Origin of the sequence: Nocardia niwae NBRC 108934 = DSM 45340 (assembly GCF_001613465.1) — a bacterium.
GTDB lineage: Bacteria > Actinomycetota > Actinomycetes > Mycobacteriales > Mycobacteriaceae > Nocardia > Nocardia niwae.
The window spans coordinates 135,593-154,937 of the sequence record NZ_BDCK01000023.1 but is presented as its reverse complement, the minus strand read 5'-3'; the positions used below and the strand labels follow the sequence as shown (position 1 = coordinate 154,937).

Below are 19,345 nucleotides of genomic sequence, written 5' to 3'. Positions count from 1 at the left end.
ACGTACGTGGCGCCGGTCACATGCCGGAGCTTGTGCGCACAACCGCCACAAACGCGGGATTCGCAGGTTTTGCGCATTCTGCTCATGCTCCGTGCGCGATGGTCTGCGCCTATGCTGCGGCCATGGCCACTGAGGGCGCGCGGGCCGTGCGATTGCGGACCCAGGTTCTGCTGTCGCAGATCCTGGTCGTCGCACTGACGCTCGGTGTGGCGTTCGCGGTGTTCGGCTACCTCAGCGATCAGCGGCTGCGCGACGCCTACGGTCAGCGGGCGCTGGCCGTCGCGCGCACCGTCGCCGCCGATCCGGTGGTCCGCGCCGAGGTGGCCCGGTACGCGCCGGGCGCGGTCGCCGACGATCCCGGCGTGCGCCGCGACCTCGCGACGGGTCCCCTGGAACGGCTCGCGGTGGACGCCACGCAGCGCAACGGCGCGCTGTTCGTCGTGATCACCGACGACGCGGGCATCCGCCTCGCACACCCGGACGCCGGGCGGCTCGCCGAGCACGTGAGCACCGATCCGTCCGAGGCGCTGGCGGGCCGCGAGGCGATCACCGAGGAACGCGGCACGCTCGGCGACTCGGTACGCGCGAAAGTCCCCGTTCTCGCTCCCGACGCCGACCGGGTGGTCGGCGCGGTCAGCGTCGGCATCGCCACCGACGCGGTGCACGAGCAACTGCTCGATGATCTGCGCACCGCTGGCGGGCTGGTCGCGGTGGCGCTCGCGGTCGGCATCGCCGGATCGATCCTGCTCGCCCGCCGGTGGCGCGGGCTGACACTCGGGCTGGAACCGGACGAACTGGCCGAGTTGGTGCGCGGCCAGGCGGCGGTGCTGCACGGCATCGGCGGGGGCGTGCTCGCCGTCGACGCGTCGTGGCGCACGACGTTCGTCAACGACGAGGCGCGCCGGTTGCTCGGCATCGCGCCGGACATCGGTCGCCCGGTGGACGAGATCGGCCTGACGCCCCGGGTGCTGGAGGTATTCCGCGAACCCGATCAACCACCCGCGTCGGCGACGGTCGGCGCGAACATCGTCATCGTCTCGGCACGCCGGGTCAGCCGCGACGGACGCGATCTCGGCGCGGTGCTCACCGTGCGCGACCGCACCGACGTGGAATCGCTGACCCGGCAGCTGGACGCGGTGCAGTCGATGAGCACGGTGCTGCGCGCGCAGCGGCACGAGTTCTCCAACAAGATGCACCTGGTCAGCGGGCTGCTGCACAGCGGACGCGTCGAGGAGGCAGCGCGCTCGGTCGACGAGCTGGTCGGGGCGGGTCCGCTCGGTCCCGCGACCCCGGGCATCGACGCCATCCACGACGCGTACCTGCAAGCCTTCCTGGCCGCCAAGGCCGCGCACGCCAGGGAGAACGGCGTCGAACTCGTGCTCGGGCCCAACACGTGGGTCGAGGGCGACCTCACCGATCCGGTGGACGTGACCACAGTGCTCGGCAACCTGCTGGACAACGCCATGGAGGCCGTCCGCGCCCAGGACCGGCCGGTGCGGCAAGTGGAAGTAGAACTGGTACAAGAGGATTCGACCTTGCACCTCACCGTCGCCGACAGTGGTGACGGTGTCGCACCCGAGCTGGTGGACACGCTGTTCGCCGAAGGGGTGTCCACCCGCGACGATCGCGGCGTCCCCGGCGGGCGCGGGGTCGGCCTCGCCCTGATCCGCCAGATCGCTCGCGCCCACGGCGGCGACGTGCGCCTGTCGAGTCCCGGCGGCGGGCAGCCACCGCTCACCGGCGCGGAGTTCATCGCCCGCATCCCGGGGGTGCTCGTGGAAAGCGAGGTGCCGTGGCCACGCCGACCCTGACCGTCCTGGTCGTCGACGACGACTTCCGGGTGGCGAACCTGCACGCCGGAATCGTGCAGGCCATCCCGGGTTTCACGGTGGCGGGCACCGCCAACACCCTCGCGGCCGCGCGGGATCTCGTCGCGGCGACGCCGATCGACTTGGCGCTGGTGGACGTCTATCTGCCGGACGGATCCGGGATCGATTTCGTCCGCGAGATCCACTGCGACGCGATGATGCTCACCGCGTCGACCGAGAGCGACGCCGTGCGAGCGGCCGTCGCGGCGGGCGCGTTGGCCTACCTCGTCAAGCCGTTCCCGCACACCGAATTGGCCGCCCGGCTGGCCGCCTACGCCCGCTACCGGCGCATTCTCGCGGTGCCGCAGGTCGACAACGCCCGGATCTCCGCGGCGCTGCACGCACTGCGGCCCGCGGTCACCGCGGGCCCGTCGGCTACGGTGTCATCACCGACCAAAGACGCTGTGCTGCAAGCTGTCCTCGGCGCGGGCACACCGCTTTCCGCGGGTGAGGTGGCGCACGCCATCGGAGTCTCGCGGGCCACCGCCCAGCGCTATCTGGCCGGGCTCGTGGCGAGCGGCACGGTGCGCATGAGCCTGCGCTACGGCGCCACGGGACGGCCGGAACAGGAGTACTCCGCCGGATCGCAAGGATGAGCGTGCGGGGCCGACCGCGCCCGGCGGTGCGCGGTCCCGGCGGGGGCTGTTCATCCCTGCTACGCGGGTGCGTGCGCGGACCGGCGCGAATGTGGCGATGCCCGCCGCAGTCGCCGGGCGGTAGCGTCGGGGCATGAGCATCGTCGAGGTCGCTGTTCTCGGTTACGGCCTGGCCGGGTCGGTTTTCCACGCTCCGCTGATCGCCGCCGAGCCGCGGATGCGCGTCGCGGCCGTGGTCACCTCCTCGGAAGAGCGCGCGACCCAGGCGCGGGCAGAACACCCCGGCGTGCGCGTGGTGCCGCGAGCCGAGGAGCTGTTCGCCGCGCCGGACGGCATCGATCTGGTGGTGGTGGCGACGCCGAACCGCACGCACGCGCCGTTGGCCCGTCAGGCGATGGAGGCCGGACTGCCGGTGGTGGTCGACAAGCCGTTCGCTGTCGCGGTGGACGACGCCGAGGACCTCGTCGATCGTGCGGAGCGTTCCGGCCTGGCGCTGTCGGTCTTCCAGAACCGGCGCTGGGACGGCGACTTCCGGACCGTGCGGGATCTGGTCGAGACCGGGAAGCTGGGGCGGGTGCGGCGTTTCGAGTCGCGGTTCGAGCGGTGGCGTCCGGTGCCGAAAGGGGGCTGGCGAGAGGTCGGCACAGACGAGGACGGCGCGGGCATCCTGCTCGACCTCGGCAGCCACCTGGTGGACCAGGCCCTCACCCTGTTCGGGCCGGTGACCTCGGTGTACTGCGAACTGGACCGGCGGCGCGAACAGATCACCACCGACGACGACGCGTTCGTCGCGCTGACCCACGCCTGCGGCGTCCGCTCTCACCTGTGGATGAGCGCCGTCGCGCCGCAACTCGGACCGCGCTTCCGGGTGCTCGGGTCGGAAGCCGGATACCTCACCTATGGGCTGGACCCGCAGGAGGACGCGCTCCGGTCCGGTCGCCGTCCGGACGAATCCGACTGGGGCACAGTAGCTCCCGACCGCTGGGGCGCACTGGGCGCGGAGCCGGACTTCGCCCCGGTGCCGACCCGGCCCGGCGCGTATCCCGAGTTCTACGCCACGATGGCCGCCGCGCTGCTCGACGGCGCACCCGTGCCCGTCGACCCGCGCGATGCCGTCACCACCCTGCGCCTGCTGACGAAAGCGCGAGAGTCGGCGGCCCTGGGTGTGACCGTCACCGCCTGACCAGGGCTGGCCACCTCCGCCGCGACTCGATAACGTCGGACCCCGGGATCGGCCGGTCCGGCCGCTCGGCGGAGAGGAGACACCAATGGGTGCAACGGTTTTCGCGGTACTGCTGCCGCTCGCGCTGGCCTTGGTGATGTTCGGGCTCGGATTGACCCTGACCACCGCGGATTTCACGCGCGTACTGCGGTATCCGAAAGCCGCGGTGATCGCGCTGGTGTGCCAGATGGTGCTGCTTCCCGCGCTGTGCCTGGGCCTGATCTCACTGTTCGGCCTGGAAGGCGCGCTGGCCGCGGGCATGCTGCTGCTAGCCGCGTCGCCGGGCGGAGCGTCGGCGAACCTGTTCAGTCACATCGCCGGCGGCAATGTGGCGCTGAACATCACGCTCACCGCGATCAATTCGGTGCTCGCCGTGTTCACCATGCCCGTGGTGGTGGCGCTGTCCTACACCTTGTTCCTGGACGGCGAGGGCTCGGTCGGACTGCGGCCGGAGAAATTCGCCCAGGTCTTCGCCATCGTGCTCGTGCCGGTCGCGATCGGCATGGTGGTGCACCGGCGGTTGCCGGAGTGGTCACGCCGGATGCGCGGCGCGGTGAAGATCCTCTCCGTCGTGGTCCTGGCGCTGGTGGTCGCGGCCGGGGTGGGCGCGAACCTGGACACGCTGTCGGAGCACATCGCAGAACTGTCCGCGATCTGCCTGTCCTTCGCCGTGATCAGTCTCGCGGTCGGCTATTTCGTGCCCCGGTTGTTGCGTGTCGAGGCCGATCAGGCGATCGCCTCGGCCATGGAGATCGGGGTGCACAACGCGGCGCTCGCGATCGCCGTCGCCGCTTCGGTGCTGCACAACGACACGATGGCCGTACCGGGCGCGGTCTACGGGGTCCTGATGAACATTCCGGCGGCGATCGCGGCGTATCTGCTGGCCAGGCGGGCGCGGCGGGACGGACCCGCGCCCGCGCCGAGCATGGCGGGCCAGCGGGGGTAGTGAGCTGCGCGGACACGGACGCGCCCGGTGAGTAGCCTCTCGGAGGATCGAGGCGATGTGAAGGGAACCGGCTACGCGATGCAACCGCTCGGCACGAACGATCCGGCTCGGATCGGGGATTACCGTCTGCTCGGCGTGCTCGGTGCGGGCGGCATGGGCCGGGTCTACCTCGGCCGGAACGCGGGCGGGCGCACCGTCGCGGTCAAGGTCATCCGGCCCGACATGATCGACGCCGAATTCCGTCAGCGCTTCCGGCGCGAGGTTGCGGCGGCGCGCCGGGTCGGCGGCGGGTTCACCGCACCGGTGCTCGACGCGGACGTGGACGCCGATCCGCCGTGGCTGGCCACCGGGTATGTGGCCGGATTCGCGCTGGCCGATGCGGTCGACCGGCACGGGCCGCTGACCGAGAACGCGCTGCTCGTGCTCGCGCACGGACTGATCGAGGCGGTCACCGCGGTCCACCGGGCCGGGGTGGTACACCGCGATCTCAAGCCGTCCAATGTCCTGCTGGCCCTCGACGGCCCCAAGGTGATCGATTTCGGCATCGCCCGCGCCGCCGACGCCAGCAAACTGACCACGACCGGAAAAGTCATCGGTTCCCCGGGATTCATGTGCCCGGAGCAGGTGACCGGCGATCCGGTCGGCCCGCCCGCGGACGTCTTCGCCCTCGGCGGCGTCCTCGTGTTCGCCGCGACCGGCCACGGACCGTTCGGCGTCGGCGAGACGATGCAAGTGTTGTGGCGGGTGGTGTACGAGGAGCCGCATCTCGACAACGTGCCCGAACGGCTGCGCCCACTGGTGGCGGCCTGCCTGACCAAGGACCCCGCCGCCCGTCCGACCCCCGACCAGCTGCTCGCCCAGCTCACGGCCCTCGGCATCCCCGAGCGCGGCGGCTGGCTGCCCGCTCCGGTATTGGAGGAAGTCAGCCGCCGCGCGATCGAACTGCTGAACCTGGACTCCGGCCCGTTCGAACGCCAGGGCCCTCCGGTGCCCTCCGATCCGGCGCGCACCGCCGACACCATCGTCGGTTCGGCGCCGTCTGCCGGTTCGCACAGTGATCCAGGACGATCGGCCCCGCCGAAGAGGTGGCAGCCCGGCCCGGCACAGACGTCTTCGGTCGTTCCCGGACACCCGCATCGTTCCGCAACTACGTCTGCCCGGCGGCCCGGTCGCGCCCTGCTCGTCGCCGGCGCGCTCGTCGTCTGCGTCGCGGTCGCCGTCGCCGCTTTCGTGGTCGGCTCCCGGCTACGGCATTCGGACCCGGACGATTCTACGGCGCGCACCACACAGGTCGACGGGAATTTCGCGACGGCCACCGCGACGGAGGCCGGTGACACGAACCCGTCCGGTAGCAATCCGCCCAGCACGACCGTGCCGAAGGCGTTCGTCGGCGAATGGAAAGGCAGCGCCCGCGATGCCTTCGCGTCGTTCGACATCGTGCTCACCATCCGGGAGGGCAGCGTCGGCGAGGAACTCGCGCAGTCGTCGAACACCGGCAAGCGATCCGGTGGACGCTGTGAGCGCGCCGAAACCCTGACCGCCGCCAGTGCGACGGAGCTGAAGTTCGTCGCGCGACTGTCCGGCGGCTCCGCCTGCTTCGACGACGGCTCCGAGACGACGGTCACGTTGCGGCCGGACGGCACGGTTTCCTACAGTTTCACCGCTGTTTTCGGCGATATCGAAGGGGTTCTGTCCAAGAGCTGAGGTGAGCCGGCGCAGCGCGGCCCGCGCCGTGCGCGGGAACGTACGCCCGAGCGCCGTCGTCGGTGGGCGGTTAAGGTGCGGCGGTGGACAGAGCGGAATTCTTCGAGCGCGGCGCCTCCATCGCCGATCGTCTGACGACGACGCAAGCGCAACCGCCGTGGTGGCTGGTGGCGGCCGCCGCCGTGGTGGCGCTCGTGCTGGTGGGTTACACCCCGATCTGGCGGTTGACCCGCAATATCGTCACCATCGCGCACGAAGGCGGGCACGCCCTGGTCGCCTTGCTGACCGGACGGAAACTCAACAGCATCCGCTTGCATTCGGACACCTCGGGTCTCACGGTGTCGAGCGGAAAACCGTACGGCCTCGGGATGATCCTCACCACGATGGCGGGTTACCCCGCCCCGCCGCTGCTCGGTCTCGGGTTCGCGGCGCTGCTGGGCGCGAGCCGGATCACGCTGATGCTGTGGACCGCCATCGCCCTGCTCGCCGCGCTGCTGATCAAGATCAGGAATGTCTACGGCGGTATCACGGTGCTCGGCCTGGGAGCGGTGGTCTTCGTCGTCTCCTGGTTCGGGACGGACACGCTGCAAGCGGGTTTCGCGTATCTGGGCGCCTGGTTCCTGCTGTTCGCCGGGGCGCGCCCGGTGCTCGAACTGCAGCGCAGCCGGTCCCGGCAGCGACGTGCCCGGTATCACGAGGTCGACTCCGACGCCGATCAGCTCGCCCGGCTCACCCGGCTGCCCGGCGTACTGTGGGTTTTCGTGTTCGGCGCCGTCGCCGTGGGTTCGCTGCTGCTCGGCGCGTGGCTGCTCGTCTCCGCCATCGCCGAGGTCTGCCTGCCGGGCGCGCCCTCCGGCTCCTGCTTCGAGGCACGCTGACCGCCGCGCCGCGGTATGGGCTCGGCTAGGCTTCGCTCGTCCTGTGCCATCGCCTCACCCGCGGCCGCGGTACATCGCCGAGCTCACCCACTTCGGCCGTCCCGACCCAGATCGCGATCACGACCCTCGGAGCCAGTATGGCGAGCATCCTCGCGTCCACATCGAGCACGTCTGCCCGGCAAGTGTTTCGGGCATTGGTCTCGGCCGCCACAGTGCTGGTCGCCGCAGTCGCAGTCGGTCCCACCGCACTCGCCGCACCGACCGGCACGGCCTGCGGCACACCTTTGACTCCGGCAGAGACTGCCGCGATCGCGGAACTGTCCGACACCGGAACGCTCACCGGTTCCTCGCTGGGACAGCTCGAGCAGGCCGTCGACCGGCACCGGAAGATCACCCGGATCCTGGTCGGCCACCGCGACCTGCGCGGTGTGTTCGCCCTCGGCCTCGACGCGGTCGAGCAAGCCGCCGTCCTGCCGCTGCAGCGCGACCCCGCGTCGTTCGACGACCCGGAATGGGCGCATCGGATCAGCCTCGAACTGCTGTCGCGGTTCCTGCGCACGGTGCACGCCGAATTCACCGGCGCTCCCGCCGATCCGCACTGGGCGAACTACTTCGCGCTGTCCCGCCGCTGTGCGCTGTCCCCCGCGCGCGTCGCTATGGCCGGTTACAACGCGCACCTGACCGTCGACCTGTCCTATTCGGTCGCCGCCGTGGGCAGCACCGCCGCCAACGCGCGCGACTACTACCGCATCGTCGACGCGATCGCCCAGCAAGGCGCGCTGATCGTGGAGGCGACCAAAGCCGTCTACGGCGGCGACCTCGGGCCGCTGTGGCGCTTCTACTTCGTCGGCGAGGGCTTGGATCTGCTGCTGGGCCGGGGCGTGGCGACCGGGCCGCTGCTCCGGCTGGCCGACGCCGGCGCCAACGTGGTCATCTTCGCGAACGGCTTGGCGATGCGCGATCCGGCCGCCGCGCCCGCCGTCGTCGCCGAGATCGACGCGTTGTGGCGCGGACTCGATCCGGCTTTCCAAGCCCTCTCCGAGATCGGCGCGCTCTAGCGAACGCATCCCGGCGCAGCGCTCACCTGCCCAGCGCCGTCACCGCTTGCCGGATCACCTCCTCGGGCGGTCGTGTCGCATCGACGACATGGCCGCGCTCGTCGGCATCGAGCGGCTCCAAGGTCGCCAGCTGCGCATCGAGCAGACTCGCTGGCATGAAGTGCCCATGGCGCGCGACCAGGCGACGCCGGAGTTCGCCGCGGGGCACCTCCAGATGCAGGAAGAACGCGTCCGAAGCGGACGCACGCAGCCGGTCCCGATACACCCGTTTGAGGGCGGAGCAGGTGACGACGCCTCCCCGCCCGGATCGACCGGCCATCCACGCGGCCAGGGCGTCGAGCCAGGGGGCGCGGTCGTCGTCGTCCAGCGGAGTCCCCGCCGCCATCTTCGCGATGTTCGCGGGCGAGTGGAAATCGTCGCCTTCGGCGTACTCGACGCCGAGCGCCTCGGCCAAAGCGGTGCCGACGGTCGTCTTTCCCGACCCCGACACACCCATCACGACGATCACCGGTACCTGGTGCACTCGAACCTTCTTCCCTCACGGCGGCCGATCAGTTGTGCGCGCGGACTTGTCCTCGGCGACAACCTAGCCGCGGACCACTTCGTCCACCCGTGCAGTGACGATCCCCGCCACCGCGGCTAGATTTCAAATGCCGAGGCCGTGCGCTTTCGCTGCACACGAATACCGTTCCGCAGCAACAAATTTCGAAACAGCACGGAAGACTGGACGGGAAGTACCGAATGTTTGCGATGACGCAAGACACGGACCTGGTCCGACATCCGGACCGCGACCGCACGCGCGCCCGCTGGGTGCCCGGAGGCGGAATCTGAACAGCGGCATGCCATCCACACGCAGCGCCACCGCCTCCGGCGAACTCGTCCCGGCCACCGAGCACATCGTGCGGCACCTGCTCGGCATCATTCCCCGGCGGCACGTCGAGCGCGGGAATCTGCTGCGCGAGGAGATCCGCGCCACCGTCGCGCACTGCGTCGATCTGATCGCGTCCGTCGACCCTGGGCAACCGGCCCGCACGGTCCGCATCTTCGAGGCCGCCACCCGGTGGGCCGGCGTCGGGATTCGCCTGGACACCGTCCAGCATCTCGTCCACGAGGGCTTCCGCCTCTATCTCGACGAGCACCTGCAGCGCACGCAGAGCCCACCGCACGACGACATACGCCGGCTCTTCGACGCACTGCACGCCGTCACCGCGACTGTCTCGCTGGCCTACCTGTCCGCCGCGCCCGCCGTCGACCAGGCGGCGCCGCACGGCGTCGCGGTCGCGTTGCTCAGAGGACATCATCCCGCCAAGGTCTACCGGGAGTACGGCATTGCGGTCGCCGACCGCTACACCGTGCTCGCCGTGGCGGTCGACCGGCCCGGCGAGGAACGTTCCGGCCCCCGCCCCGGAGACGGGCACAGCATCCGGCAGCGCGTGCAGATCTGCCTCGCCGTGCACTGCGGCAGGCACGTGCCCGCGGTCCTCAGCGCGGTCGGCGGGACGGTCCTGGTACCGATGTCGCTGGTCGCCGAGGAGGATCTCGACGGCTTGGCCGCCGCGCTGGCCGCGGCGGTGCCCGCCCCGCTCACGGTGACCGCGCTGGCCGCCGAGCCCGACCGGATCCCCGGTGCGGCCGAGCAGGCCCACGAGCTGCTCGACATGGTCCGGCGCCTGCAGAGCCCGCCGGGCCTGTACCGCTTCGCGGACCTGGCCCTCGAATACCAGCTCACCCGGCCGGGACCGGGACGCGACCGGCTGGCCGCCCTGCTCGACCCGCTGGACGGCCATCCCGAACTGTTCGACACCCTGCGCGAGCACATCCGCAACGACTTCAATCGCCGCCGCACCTCCAGGACGATGTACCTGCATCCGAACACCGTCGACCATCGGCTCAAGCGCATCGGCCGCCTCACCGGCCTGGACACCGCCGCTCCCCACGCGCTCTACCGGCTGCGGGCCGCGGTCATCGCGCGGACTTACCCGCGGCCGCGGGCCCCCGCGCCGCCGGACGAGCGCCGATCTCCGCACCGCGCGTGAGGGCCGGCCCACCGGCTAGGGTCATTGACATGGAACTACGCATCTTCACCGAGCCGCAGCAGGGTGCGAGCTACGACACCCTGCTCACCGTTGCCAAGGCCACCGAGGACTTGGGCTTCGACGCGTTCTTCCGCTCCGACCACTACCTGAGCATGGGCGGCGCCGACGGGCTGCCCGGCCCCACCGACGCCTGGATCACCCTCGCCGGACTGGCCAGGGAGACCAAGCGGATCCGCCTGGGCACCCTGGTCACCGCCGCCACCTTCCGGTTGCCCGGCCCGCTGGCGATCCAGGTGGCGCAGGTGGACCAGATGTCCGGCGGCCGGGTCGAATTCGGCCTGGGCAGCGGGTGGTTCGCCGAGGAGCACGCCGCGTACGGCATCCCGTTCCCCGCCGACAAGTTCGCCCGGCTGGAAGAACAGCTGGCCGTCATCATCGGGTTGTGGGCCACCAAACCCGGCGACACCTTCAGCTACGACGGCAAGCACTACCAGCTCACCGACTCCCCCGCGCTGCCGAAACCGATGCAGGACCCGATCCCGGTGCTGATCGGCGGGCAGGGCGCCACCCGCACCCCGCGGCTGGCCGCGCAGTACGCGAGCGAATTCAACATGCCGTTCTCCTCGATCGAGGACAGCGTGCGGCAGTTCGACCGGGTGCGCGCCGCCGCGGAGGCCTACGGCCGCGACGCCGACGACCTGGTCTATTCCAACGCGCTGGTGGTCTGCGTCGGCGCGAACGACGCCGAGGTGGCGCGTCGCGCCGCGGCGATCGGACGCGAGGTGGACGAGCTGAAGACCAACGGCCTGGCCGGTTCGCCCGCCGAGGTGGTGGACAAGCTCGGCCGGTACGCCGAGATCGGGACGAGCCGCGTCTACTTGCAGATGCTGGATCTGAGTGATCTCGCGCATCTGGAACTGATCTCCGCGCAGGTGCAGGCGCAACTGTGAACTCGCGTGGGTCGCCCGCCCGGGCGGCCCACGCCGGTTCAGCCCAGCGGGCGGTTGGTCGGCACGATGACGAAACTCGGCGCCGACGGATCCAGCTCCAAATGCTGCGGCTTCAGTTCGGTGTTGTTGAGCATGGGCCGGAAGGCCAGCGCCTTGGGCGAATTGCCCGCGAAGACGTCGATCCGCAGCCGGTGGCCGGGTTGCAGCACCGCCTGGGTGGGAATGACCGCGATGTCCAGCGCCACCGGCTGCCCGGGAACGACCGGCCGCACACTGTCGAGGGTGAGCGGATTGAACGGTTCGATCAGGTCGCCGGCCGGGGTGCGGCTGCTCTTCTGCTCGTCGACGGCGCGCAGCGAGGCGGTCAGCTGTCCGGTGGTCAGCACCTTCGAGGACCCGTCGGGCGCGACATCGTTCATCGTGACGCTCCAATAACCGTCGGTGGCGTCGTGCACCGTGTTCAGGTGCACATTCACCGGCCCCGAGATCACCGTGGACTCGGTCATCGGGGCACTGGTGAAGGTCAGGGCATTGCGCTCGGCGATGCGCGAGTCCTTCGCGCACACGTCGACCACCGCGGCCATTCCGGCCGAGCCCTGCGCGGTATCGCGGGAACACGCCGCCGCGAGACCGGGGGCCACGGTCAAGGTCTGCCGCTCGTCGGGGACGTTCATCGTCAGCGACCCGTCGTACACGGCCTTTCCGGCGGTGCCGCTCGGTTCGGCCGACAGATACACGCGGCGATGGTTGAGGTCCTGCTGCGGGAACTGCCCGAGGCTGATCCAGCCGCCGCCCTGTTCCCACACCGTGATCGGGCCGAAATCGCCCAAGCCGTGGTCGACGTCCTTCAGCCACTTGTCGAACCACACGCGCTGCAACACGTCCAGTCGCGGCGGCGCGCCCGGAATCCCTGTTCCCGCCCCCGGATTCGCGTGGTAGGTGTCGCCCACGACCAACTGCTTGCGGCCCGCGGGCAGCGGGATCGCGTTGTACAGCTTGGTCGCGCTGTTGGCGAAGATGTCGTGCCAGCCGCCGTAGACGAAGGTGGGGACGCTGATGCGCTCCGGATGGCCCTCGATGCCGCGCCGGAAATAGCTGTCCTCGTCCAGCGCGTCGGCCAGCGCGGGCGGCACGTGGTCGAGCGAGGGCGTGAGCAGCGCCTGCGCCAGCAGATCGACGTTACTGGCCGGATCGGACATCCGTTCCTGCAGCCACCCCCAGTCGAAGGTGCCCTGCAACATCGACTGCACATCGGGAATCAGTTTCAGCTGGTTGACCGTGCTCAGCCACAGCGGCAGGAACGTCGTCCCCACCCCGCCGCCCGGCGCGACGACGTCACGCATGAGATCGCTGCCCGGTTCCACCGGGAAGATCGCCTGCAACGGCGCCGGGGCGTTCTCGGCGGCGCGCAACTGGTTGATCCCCGAATACGAACCTCCGCTCATGCCGATCCGGCCGTTCGACCACGGCTGCGCGGCCGCCCACTCGATCACCTCGCGGGTGTCGAGTTGTTCCCGCTCGCCGAGAGTGTCCCAGGCGCCCTGGGAGAAACCGGTGCCGCGCACGTCGGCGATCACCTGGGTGTAGCCGGCGCGGATCAGGTTGCGATCGAGCCCGAGCACCGTCTGCACGGTGCCGCCGTCGACCGCGTGCAGCAGATCACCGAAACCGCTGACCGGCGTGCGGGCGAGATTCACGCGGTTGACCATGCGCACGGTCAACGGCTGCAAGCCGGGCACCGCGAGCGCCGTATCGATGAGGTTGGTCATGAGCTTGGTGTAGGGCGTGAGGTTGACGATCGTCGGCAGGGGCTGCTGCTCCACCTCACCGCTCCGCTTCACCGGCCGGTAGACGTTGGCCTTCAGGACGACACCGTCGCTCATGCGGATCGGGACGTCCCAGTCGATGTGCACGTCGGCATACGGCTGTGGGCCGTCGTGCAACGCGGTCCACCGCACGCTGTGGGTGTCCACCGACGGCTCCGCGGCCGCCGGCACCGACACGAATCCCATCGTCGCCAGCACCGCGGCCAAAACCGCCCTGATCGTCGTTCGTCTCACGCCACGCCCCGCTGCCATCTCGCTCCCTCGACCGGTGTGCGGACCGACCATCGATCGCCCGATTGAGCGACAACGTAGCAATCTGCTGGCGAATGCCGTGGGAGGTCCGGTCGGGCCGGTTTGTCGCGGACGAACAGACGATGAACGCCGCGCGCCCACCGACCATCCGGCCTATCGTGGGGCTCATGACGCCCCTGCAGCGCTACCTCGCCGAGGAGATCGCGGCAGATCACGCCGACGGCCTGCTCACCCGGCGGGAGGCACTGTGCAGGCTGGGTCTGCTCGGGCTCGGCGCCACTGCCGCCGCCGCCCTGCTGGCCGCCTGTGCGAGCACCGGGACCGAGATCACCGATTCCGCGCCCTCACCCACGGCGCCCCCGACGCCGCCGGGTTCCGCCGCCGCCCTTCCCACCGCTCCTGTCACCTTCACCGGTCCGGGCGGGGCGCCGCTGCAGGCGGCGTGGGCCGCGGCGCCGCAGCCACGGGGCGGAGTGCTGGTCGTGCACGAGAACAAGGGCCTCACCGACCACATCCGTTCGGTGGCAGGCCGTTTCGCCGGCGCGGGCTACTCCGCCCTCGCGGTCGACCTGCTGTCGGCGCGAGGCGGCACCGCCGCGTTCACCGATCCGGCCGCCGCGACGGCCGAGCTGAGCCGCATTCCGCAGGATCAACTCGTCGCAGACCTGCGCGCCGGGCTCGACGAACTCCAGCGCCGGGTAGCGGGAAAGAAGCTCGGCGTCACCGGTTTCTGCTTCGGCGGCGGCCTCACCTGGCTGCTGCTCGCCTCCGGCCCGTCGCAGCCGGCGGCCGCGACGCCCTTCTACGGACCGTTCCCGGACAACGGCGATCTGTCCGCGTCCGAAGCCGCGGTGCTCGGCGTCTACGCTGCGGCCGACGCACGGGTGAACGCCTCCCGCCCCGCCGCGGAAGCGGCGCTGGCCCGCTCCGGCAATCCGCATCAGATCTTCACCGCTCCCGACGCCGACCACGCCTTCTTCAACGACACCGGCCAGCGATACAACGCCACGGCGGCCACCGAGGCCTGGCGACGCGTATTGGACTGGTACGGAACGTATCTCGGCTGATGCCGACCGAATCGGGCCGTCGCGGCGGAATCCGCAAGCCTCCCCGGAGCTCGGATTCCGGCCGGCGGTCCCGATCGACCGCCCGAGGTCCGCACGCTCGGGAGGTCGGGCGCGCGCGATCGGCTCCGTCCCCCGCGCGCCGCTCGTCCACGGCGATCGCCGCGCTCCTGCTCGCGGCGGTGCTCACCGCTTGCGGAGACGAGAACCCGACCGAGCCGACCGGCACGCCCGCGGTGGCGAGCACCGTCGCACCCAGCAATCCCGCTGGACGGCCCGACCTCGATGCCGCCGGGGAAGTCGCCGCGGACCTCGGCGTGCCGTGGGGTCTGGCTTTCCTGCCGGACGGCTCGGCGCTGGTCTCCGAGCGGGACTCCGGACGGGTCCTGCGCATCGGCGCGGGCCGCGCGCCGGAACAGGTGTATCAGGTACCGGGCGTCACCGCGCGGGGCGAAGGCGGGCTGCTCGGGCTCGCCGTGGCGCCGGATTACGCCGAAAGCCGCTACGTCTTCGCGTATTTCACCGCCGAGACGGACAATCGCATCGTCCGGTTCCGGCTCGACGGGCCGCCGGAGGTGCTGGTCGCCGGCATCGCGAAGGCCGGCAACCACAACGGCGGACGGATCGCGTTCGGACCGGACGGCATGCTGTACGCCGGGACCGGCGACGCCGGGGAATCCGGCCGATCGCAGGATCCGGCGAGCCTCAACGGCAAGATTCTCCGGTTGACGCCGGAAGGTCGCGCGGCTGCGGGAAATCCGTCTCCCGGCTCACCGGTCTACAGTCTCGGCCACCGCAATGTGCAGGGACTGGCGTGGGATCGGGCCGGTCGCCTGTTCGCGGCCGAGTTCGGGCAGAACCGGTTCGACGAGGTCAATCTGATCGAACCCGGCCGCAACTACGGCTGGCCCGACGTCGAGGGCACGGGCGGCGGCGGCCGCGGTTTCACCGATCCGCTGCTGACCTGGACCACCGCGGAAGCCTCACCGTCGGGCATCGCCATCACCGGGGACACCCTGTACGTCGCGGCGCTGCGCGGCCGACGGCTGTGGACCGTGCCGCTCGAGGACGGCCGAGTAGGCGCGCCCCGCGCCGAATTGCGCGATCGATACGGCCGCTTGCGCACCGTCGAGGTCGCGCCGGACGGGGCGTTGTGGCTCACCACCTCCAACACCGACGGACGGGGCGGCCCGCGCGGCGACGACGACCGCGTCCTCCGTTTTCCGGCTCGCTGAGCCCCGCCCGGAAGGCCTCGCCGCCTTCCGCGCTGTGACGAGCACAACGCAGGACTTAGGTTGTGCACAACCAAATTGCTCACTACATTGTTGTTCATGACCGATCACCTCACCCTCGACGAGCAGCTCTGCTTCCCGCTCTACGCGGCGTCCCGGGCGATGACCGCGGTCTACCGTCCGAAGCTGGAACGGCTCGGGCTCACCTACCCGCAGTACCTGGTGATGCTGGCGCTGTGGGAACGCGACGAACGCAGCGTCGGCGATGTCTGCCACGCGCTCGACCTGGATTCCGGCACCCTGTCCCCGCTGCTCAAGCGGCTGGAGGCGGCGGGCTTGATCGAGCGACGGCGGTCGGCGGCCGACGAACGCCGCGTCGACATCAGGCTCACCGACCGTGGGCGCGCCCTGCGCGCCGAGGCGGGCGACATCCCGGCCCAGATGGCCGAGGCCAGCGGGCTGTCCATGGACGAGGTCACCGCGTTGCGCGGCATCCTGCACCGGCTGACCGATGCGCTGAAATCTCAGCTGAACGAAGGAGAGTAGACATGCAGATCCTCTACACCGCCGAGGCCCTGGCCAGCGGCGACGGACGCAACGGCCACGCGCGCAGCACCGACGGCAAGATCGACGTCGACCTGTCGGCGCCCAAGGAGATGGGCGGCGACGGCGAGGGCACCAACCCCGAGCAGCTGTTCGCGGCCGGCTACGCGGCGTGCTTCCATTCGGCGCTGCGCTTGGTCGGCAAGCAGGCCAAGGCGAACATCGACGACTCCGCGGTCGGCGCGAAGGTCGGCATCGGGCCGAACGGCGCGGGCGGCTTCGGCCTGGCGGTTACCCTGGAGGTATCGCTGCCCCATCTGTCCCGGGAGGACGCGCAGGCGCTCGCCGACAAAGCGCACCAGGTGTGCCCGTATTCCAATGCGACCCGCGGCAACATCGACGTCCAGGTCCTTGTCGCCGACGACTGATCGAGAAGGAGCGGATATGCGTGCCGTAGTCATCGAACGATTCGGTGAACCGAAGGACGTGCTGGCCACCGCCGACCGCCCGGTACCGGAACCGGGGCCGGGCGAGGTGCGGCTCGCGCTGATCCTGTCGCCGATCCACAATCACGATCTGGCCATCGTGCGCGGCGTGTACGGCTATCGGCCCGCGTTGCCCGCGATTCCTGGTAGCGAGGCCGTCGCGCGGGTCGATGCGGTGGGTCCCGGCGTCACCGACATGTCGGTCGGACGTCGCGTGACGGTGTCCGGCGCGATCAACGTATGGGCCGAGTACTTCGTGGTCCCCGCCCGCCAGGTCGTCCCGCTGCCCGACACGGTCTCCGACGAGACCGCCGCCCAGTTGCTGGCCATGCCGTTGAGCGCGCTGATGCTCATCGACGACCTGGAGCTGCGGCCCGGCGAGTGGCTGGCGATCAACGCGGCCAACGGTGCGGTGGGCAGGCTGGTGAACGTCTTCGCCCGGCAACGCGGGCTGCACGTGCTGAATCTGGTACGCGGCCCCGGCTCCGTCGCGGCACTGCGCGACCTCGGCTACGAACCGGTGCTGGACACCGAGAGCGAGGGCTGGCGCGACCAGGTCGACGCGGCCACCTCGGGCGCGCCCATCGTCCGGGCCGTCGATCAGGTGGGCGGTCGCGCCGCGGCCGACGAGCTGGCGCTGCTCGCGCCGGGCGGGCAGCTGATCTCCTTCGGCGCGCTCTCGGGTAAGCCACTGACACTCGACCCGGGAAGTCTCATCTTCGGCCAGGCCGTGGTCAAGGGCTTCTGGGGCGCCAAGCGCATCGAGGAGATCGGCGCCGACCAGCGCGGACGGCTCATCGGCGAACTGATCGATCTCGCCGCCCGCGGCGTGCTGCGGCTCGACATCGAAGCCGCCTACCCGCTGGAGGCAGCGGCCGACGCCGCGGTCGCCACCGAGACGCCGGGGCGCGCCGCCAAGATCGCGCTGCGGGCTCAGCCCGCCTGACCGGCGTCGAGCACAGCCATCGCGGCGTTGTGTCCGGGAATGCCGCTGACGCCGCCGCCCCGGATGGCGCCCGCGCCGCACAGGAACACGTTGCGGTGCCCGGTCGCCACGCCCCACCGGGCGGCGGGGTCGGCGGGATCGGCGTCCTCCGGAAGGTAGGGAAAGGCCAGATCCCGGTGGAAGATGTGTCCACCGGGCAGGCCGACTTCGCGTTCCAGTTCGAGCGGTGTCTTCGCTTCGAGGCAGGGCGCGTCGTTCTCGTCCGTCGCCAAGCAGTCCATGATCGGTTCGGCCGATACCGAATCCAGTTGCGCGAGAGTGGCTCGCACGATCCGATCTTTCGCCGCCTCGGGATCGTCGGCGAAGAGTTTCGCACGGGCGTGCAGCCCGAACAGCGTGAGGGTATGCGTTCCCCGCTCGGCCAGTTCCGGAGCGAGGATCGTCGGGTCGGTCAAAGTGTGGCAATAGATTTCGGCGGGCGGCGCCGAGGGGACGCGGCCGATCGCGGCTTCGCCGTAGGCCCGGTCGAGCTGGGCGTACGACTCGCCGATATGAAAAGTCCCGGCGAAGGCCTCCCGAGGATCGACTTCGGCGTCACGCAGACGCGGAAGACGCCGCAGCAGCATGTTGATCTTCACCTGCGCGCCTTCGGGTTTCGGCGGCAGCGGCGCGCCGAGCAATCCGGCGAGCGTGTACGGCGCGACGTTCGCCAAGACGTGCCGCGCTGCGACCTTGCCGTCCGGGTGACCGACTTCCGCTGTTTCGCCGTCGGTTTCGACGCTCGTCACCTCGCACCCGGTGACGATCTCCGCTCCTGCCGCGCGCGCCGCCTCGGCCAGTGCGTCGGTGAGCGCGCCCATGCCGCCGATCGGCACGTCCCAGTCACCGGTGCCGCCGCCGATGACGTGGTAGAGGAAGCAGCGGTTCTGCCGCAGCGACGGATCGTGCGCGTGGGTGAAGGTGCCGATCAGCGCGTCGGTGAGGACCACGCCGCGCACGGTGTCGTCCGCGAAGGTGGATTCGATCGTCTCGCCCAGCGGTCGCTCGAACAGCGCCTCCCAGGTGGCCGCGTCGTCGACGATGTGCCGTAGCGCCTCCTCGGACGGAAGCGGCCGGGTCAGCGTCGGGAAGACCCGCCGAGCCAGCTGCCCCGTGCTCGCGTAGAACCGCTGCCACGCACGGAATTCCCGGTCGGAGCCGGTCAGCCGCGCGAAACTCGCCTCCGTGCGCGCCTGGTCGGACGAGACGAACAGGCCCCCGTCGCCGACCGGCGTGTAGGACGAGACGGTCCGCCGCCGCGTCTCGAACCGCAAGCCCAGATCCGTCACGATCGACCGCGGCAACAGGCTCACCAGATACGAGTACCGCGACAACCGGGCGTCGACGCCCGCGAACACCCGCTCGGACACCGCCGCGCCACCGACATGCGGCTGCCGCTCGAGCACCAGCACCGACCGCCCGGCCCGCGCCAGATACGCGGCGGCCACCAAACCGTTGTGCCCGCCACCGACGATCACGACATCGTAGAAGGAGCGCGTCGGCGTCATCCGTTCTCGATAGCACGAATCGTCGCCGGGCGACAGCGACGCGGCCGACCCGAGCCGAGGCCGAGGCCGAGGCGCCATCCGAGTCGATGCATTCCACAGCCCGATGCATTCCACAGTCCGGGTTTCCGCGCCGCGGCGAATCCCGGGCTTCGCGTGCAGGTCTACCGCCCCGGCCTGGCGACCTGGGCGGAG

17 protein-coding genes are annotated in these 19,345 nt (G+C 70.7%); 14 read left to right on the top strand and 3 right to left on the bottom strand.

What is annotated here, in order from left to right; genetic code table 11:
• Positions 1-122 precede the first annotated feature (122 nt).
• The 7 genes from NNI01S_RS15650 (at position 123) to NNI01S_RS15620 (ending at position 8,272) form a co-directional block, all read left to right on the top strand.
• Positions 123-1,811 (top strand): ATP-binding protein, encoded by a 1,689-nt coding sequence (locus NNI01S_RS15650; RefSeq protein ID WP_174554406.1) that lies wholly within the window; start codon positions 123-125, stop codon positions 1,809-1,811.
• Complete coding sequence (locus NNI01S_RS15645; protein ID WP_063020829.1) at positions 1,793-2,464, top strand: response regulator transcription factor; 672 nt, start codon at positions 1,793-1,795, stop codon at positions 2,462-2,464. Before NNI01S_RS15650 ends, NNI01S_RS15645 begins: the two co-directional genes overlap by 19 nt.
• Before the next feature lie 133 nt (positions 2,465-2,597).
• The gene (locus NNI01S_RS15640; protein ID WP_063020828.1) at positions 2,598-3,647 is read left to right on the top strand and encodes a Gfo/Idh/MocA family protein; all 1,050 of its coding nucleotides are present in this window, start codon (positions 2,598-2,600) and stop codon (positions 3,645-3,647) included.
• Positions 3,648-3,732: 85 nt separating this feature from the next.
• Positions 3,733-4,632, top strand: coding sequence for a bile acid:sodium symporter family protein (locus tag NNI01S_RS15635; RefSeq protein WP_063020827.1), 900 nt, complete (start codon positions 3,733-3,735; stop codon positions 4,630-4,632).
• Between the two features lie 27 nt (positions 4,633-4,659).
• Entirely contained in the window at positions 4,660-6,336 is a 1,677-nt protein-coding gene (locus NNI01S_RS15630) for a serine/threonine-protein kinase (RefSeq protein ID WP_245676166.1), read from the top strand.
• 83 nt (positions 6,337-6,419) lie between these two features.
• Positions 6,420-7,214 (top strand): M50 family metallopeptidase, encoded by a 795-nt coding sequence (locus NNI01S_RS15625; protein ID WP_063020826.1) that lies wholly within the window; start codon positions 6,420-6,422, stop codon positions 7,212-7,214.
• Between the two features lie 137 nt (positions 7,215-7,351).
• Positions 7,352-8,272: a DUF5995 family protein gene (locus NNI01S_RS15620; protein WP_063020825.1), complete on the top strand. Its 921-nt coding sequence runs from the start codon at positions 7,352-7,354 to the stop codon at positions 8,270-8,272.
• A gap of 22 nt (positions 8,273-8,294) precedes the next feature.
• Here NNI01S_RS15620 and NNI01S_RS15615 read toward each other — a convergent pair whose 3' ends face one another.
• Positions 8,295-8,768, bottom strand: a complete 474-nt coding sequence (locus tag NNI01S_RS15615) for a gluconokinase (RefSeq protein ID WP_063020946.1) — start codon at positions 8,766-8,768, stop codon at positions 8,295-8,297.
• A gap of 343 nt (positions 8,769-9,111) precedes the next feature.
• Here NNI01S_RS15615 and NNI01S_RS15610 point away from each other — a divergent pair, with 343 nt between their 5' ends.
• Positions 9,112-10,308, top strand: coding sequence for a PucR family transcriptional regulator (locus NNI01S_RS15610; RefSeq protein ID WP_063020824.1), 1,197 nt, complete (start codon positions 9,112-9,114; stop codon positions 10,306-10,308).
• 29 nt (positions 10,309-10,337) lie between these two features.
• The gene (locus tag NNI01S_RS15605; RefSeq protein WP_063020823.1) at positions 10,338-11,258 is read left to right on the top strand and encodes an LLM class F420-dependent oxidoreductase; all 921 of its coding nucleotides are present in this window, start codon (positions 10,338-10,340) and stop codon (positions 11,256-11,258) included.
• Between the two features lie 38 nt (positions 11,259-11,296).
• Here NNI01S_RS15605 and NNI01S_RS15600 read toward each other — a convergent pair whose 3' ends face one another.
• Positions 11,297-13,270, bottom strand: a complete 1,974-nt coding sequence (locus tag NNI01S_RS15600) for a CocE/NonD family hydrolase (protein ID WP_245676189.1) — start codon at positions 13,268-13,270, stop codon at positions 11,297-11,299.
• Positions 13,271-13,503: 233 nt separating this feature from the next.
• On the opposite strand from NNI01S_RS15600, the gene NNI01S_RS15595 reads away from it, so the two are divergent.
• The 5 genes from NNI01S_RS15595 (at position 13,504) to NNI01S_RS15575 (ending at position 17,606) form a co-directional block, all read left to right on the top strand.
• Complete coding sequence (locus NNI01S_RS15595; RefSeq protein ID WP_063020945.1) at positions 13,504-14,403, top strand: dienelactone hydrolase family protein; 900 nt, start codon at positions 13,504-13,506, stop codon at positions 14,401-14,403.
• Between the two features lie 179 nt (positions 14,404-14,582).
• Positions 14,583-15,635 carry a PQQ-dependent sugar dehydrogenase gene (locus NNI01S_RS15590; RefSeq protein WP_245676165.1) on the top strand — a complete coding sequence of 351 codons (1,053 nt, stop codon included), beginning with the start codon at positions 14,583-14,585 and terminating at the stop codon, positions 15,633-15,635.
• Between the two features lie 96 nt (positions 15,636-15,731).
• Positions 15,732-16,178, top strand: coding sequence for a MarR family winged helix-turn-helix transcriptional regulator (locus NNI01S_RS15585; protein WP_063020821.1), 447 nt, complete (start codon positions 15,732-15,734; stop codon positions 16,176-16,178).
• A gap of 2 nt (positions 16,179-16,180) precedes the next feature.
• A complete protein-coding gene (locus NNI01S_RS15580; RefSeq protein ID WP_063020820.1) occupies positions 16,181-16,603 on the top strand; it encodes an organic hydroperoxide resistance protein in 423 nt (140 codons plus the stop codon).
• Positions 16,604-16,619: 16 nt separating this feature from the next.
• Positions 16,620-17,606, top strand: a complete 987-nt coding sequence (locus NNI01S_RS15575; protein WP_063020819.1) for an alcohol dehydrogenase catalytic domain-containing protein — start codon at positions 16,620-16,622, stop codon at positions 17,604-17,606.
• Here NNI01S_RS15575 and NNI01S_RS15570 read toward each other — a convergent pair.
• Entirely contained in the window at positions 17,594-19,153 is a 1,560-nt protein-coding gene (locus NNI01S_RS15570; protein WP_063020818.1) for a phytoene desaturase family protein, read from the bottom strand. The two genes, NNI01S_RS15575 and NNI01S_RS15570, sit on opposite strands and share 13 nt — an antisense overlap.
• Positions 19,154-19,345: the final 192 nt, after the last annotated feature.

Coding starts and splice junctions, on each gene's coding strand:
- NNI01S_RS15575 (WP_063020819.1), top strand. CDS start 16,620: ATGCGTGCCGTAGTCATCGAACGATTCGGTGAACCGAAGGACGTGCTG.
- NNI01S_RS15635 (WP_063020827.1), top strand. CDS start 3,733: ATGGGTGCAACGGTTTTCGCGGTACTGCTGCCGCTCGCGCTGGCCTTG.
- NNI01S_RS15620 (WP_063020825.1), top strand. CDS start 7,352: ATGGCGAGCATCCTCGCGTCCACATCGAGCACGTCTGCCCGGCAAGTG.
- NNI01S_RS15615 (WP_063020946.1), bottom strand. CDS start 8,768: ATGGGTGTGTCGGGGTCGGGAAAGACGACCGTCGGCACCGCTTTGGCC.
- NNI01S_RS15580 (WP_063020820.1), top strand. CDS start 16,181: ATGCAGATCCTCTACACCGCCGAGGCCCTGGCCAGCGGCGACGGACGC.
- NNI01S_RS15585 (WP_063020821.1), top strand. CDS start 15,732: ATGACCGATCACCTCACCCTCGACGAGCAGCTCTGCTTCCCGCTCTAC.
- NNI01S_RS15640 (WP_063020828.1), top strand. CDS start 2,598: ATGAGCATCGTCGAGGTCGCTGTTCTCGGTTACGGCCTGGCCGGGTCG.
- NNI01S_RS15570 (WP_063020818.1), bottom strand. CDS start 19,153: ATGACGCCGACGCGCTCCTTCTACGATGTCGTGATCGTCGGTGGCGGG.
- NNI01S_RS15650 (WP_174554406.1), top strand. CDS start 123: ATGGCCACTGAGGGCGCGCGGGCCGTGCGATTGCGGACCCAGGTTCTG.
- NNI01S_RS15610 (WP_063020824.1), top strand. CDS start 9,112: ATGCCATCCACACGCAGCGCCACCGCCTCCGGCGAACTCGTCCCGGCC.
- NNI01S_RS15595 (WP_063020945.1), top strand. CDS start 13,504: ATGACGCCCCTGCAGCGCTACCTCGCCGAGGAGATCGCGGCAGATCAC.
- NNI01S_RS15600 (WP_245676189.1), bottom strand. CDS start 13,270: ATGGGATTCGTGTCGGTGCCGGCGGCCGCGGAGCCGTCGGTGGACACC.
- NNI01S_RS15605 (WP_063020823.1), top strand. CDS start 10,338: ATGGAACTACGCATCTTCACCGAGCCGCAGCAGGGTGCGAGCTACGAC.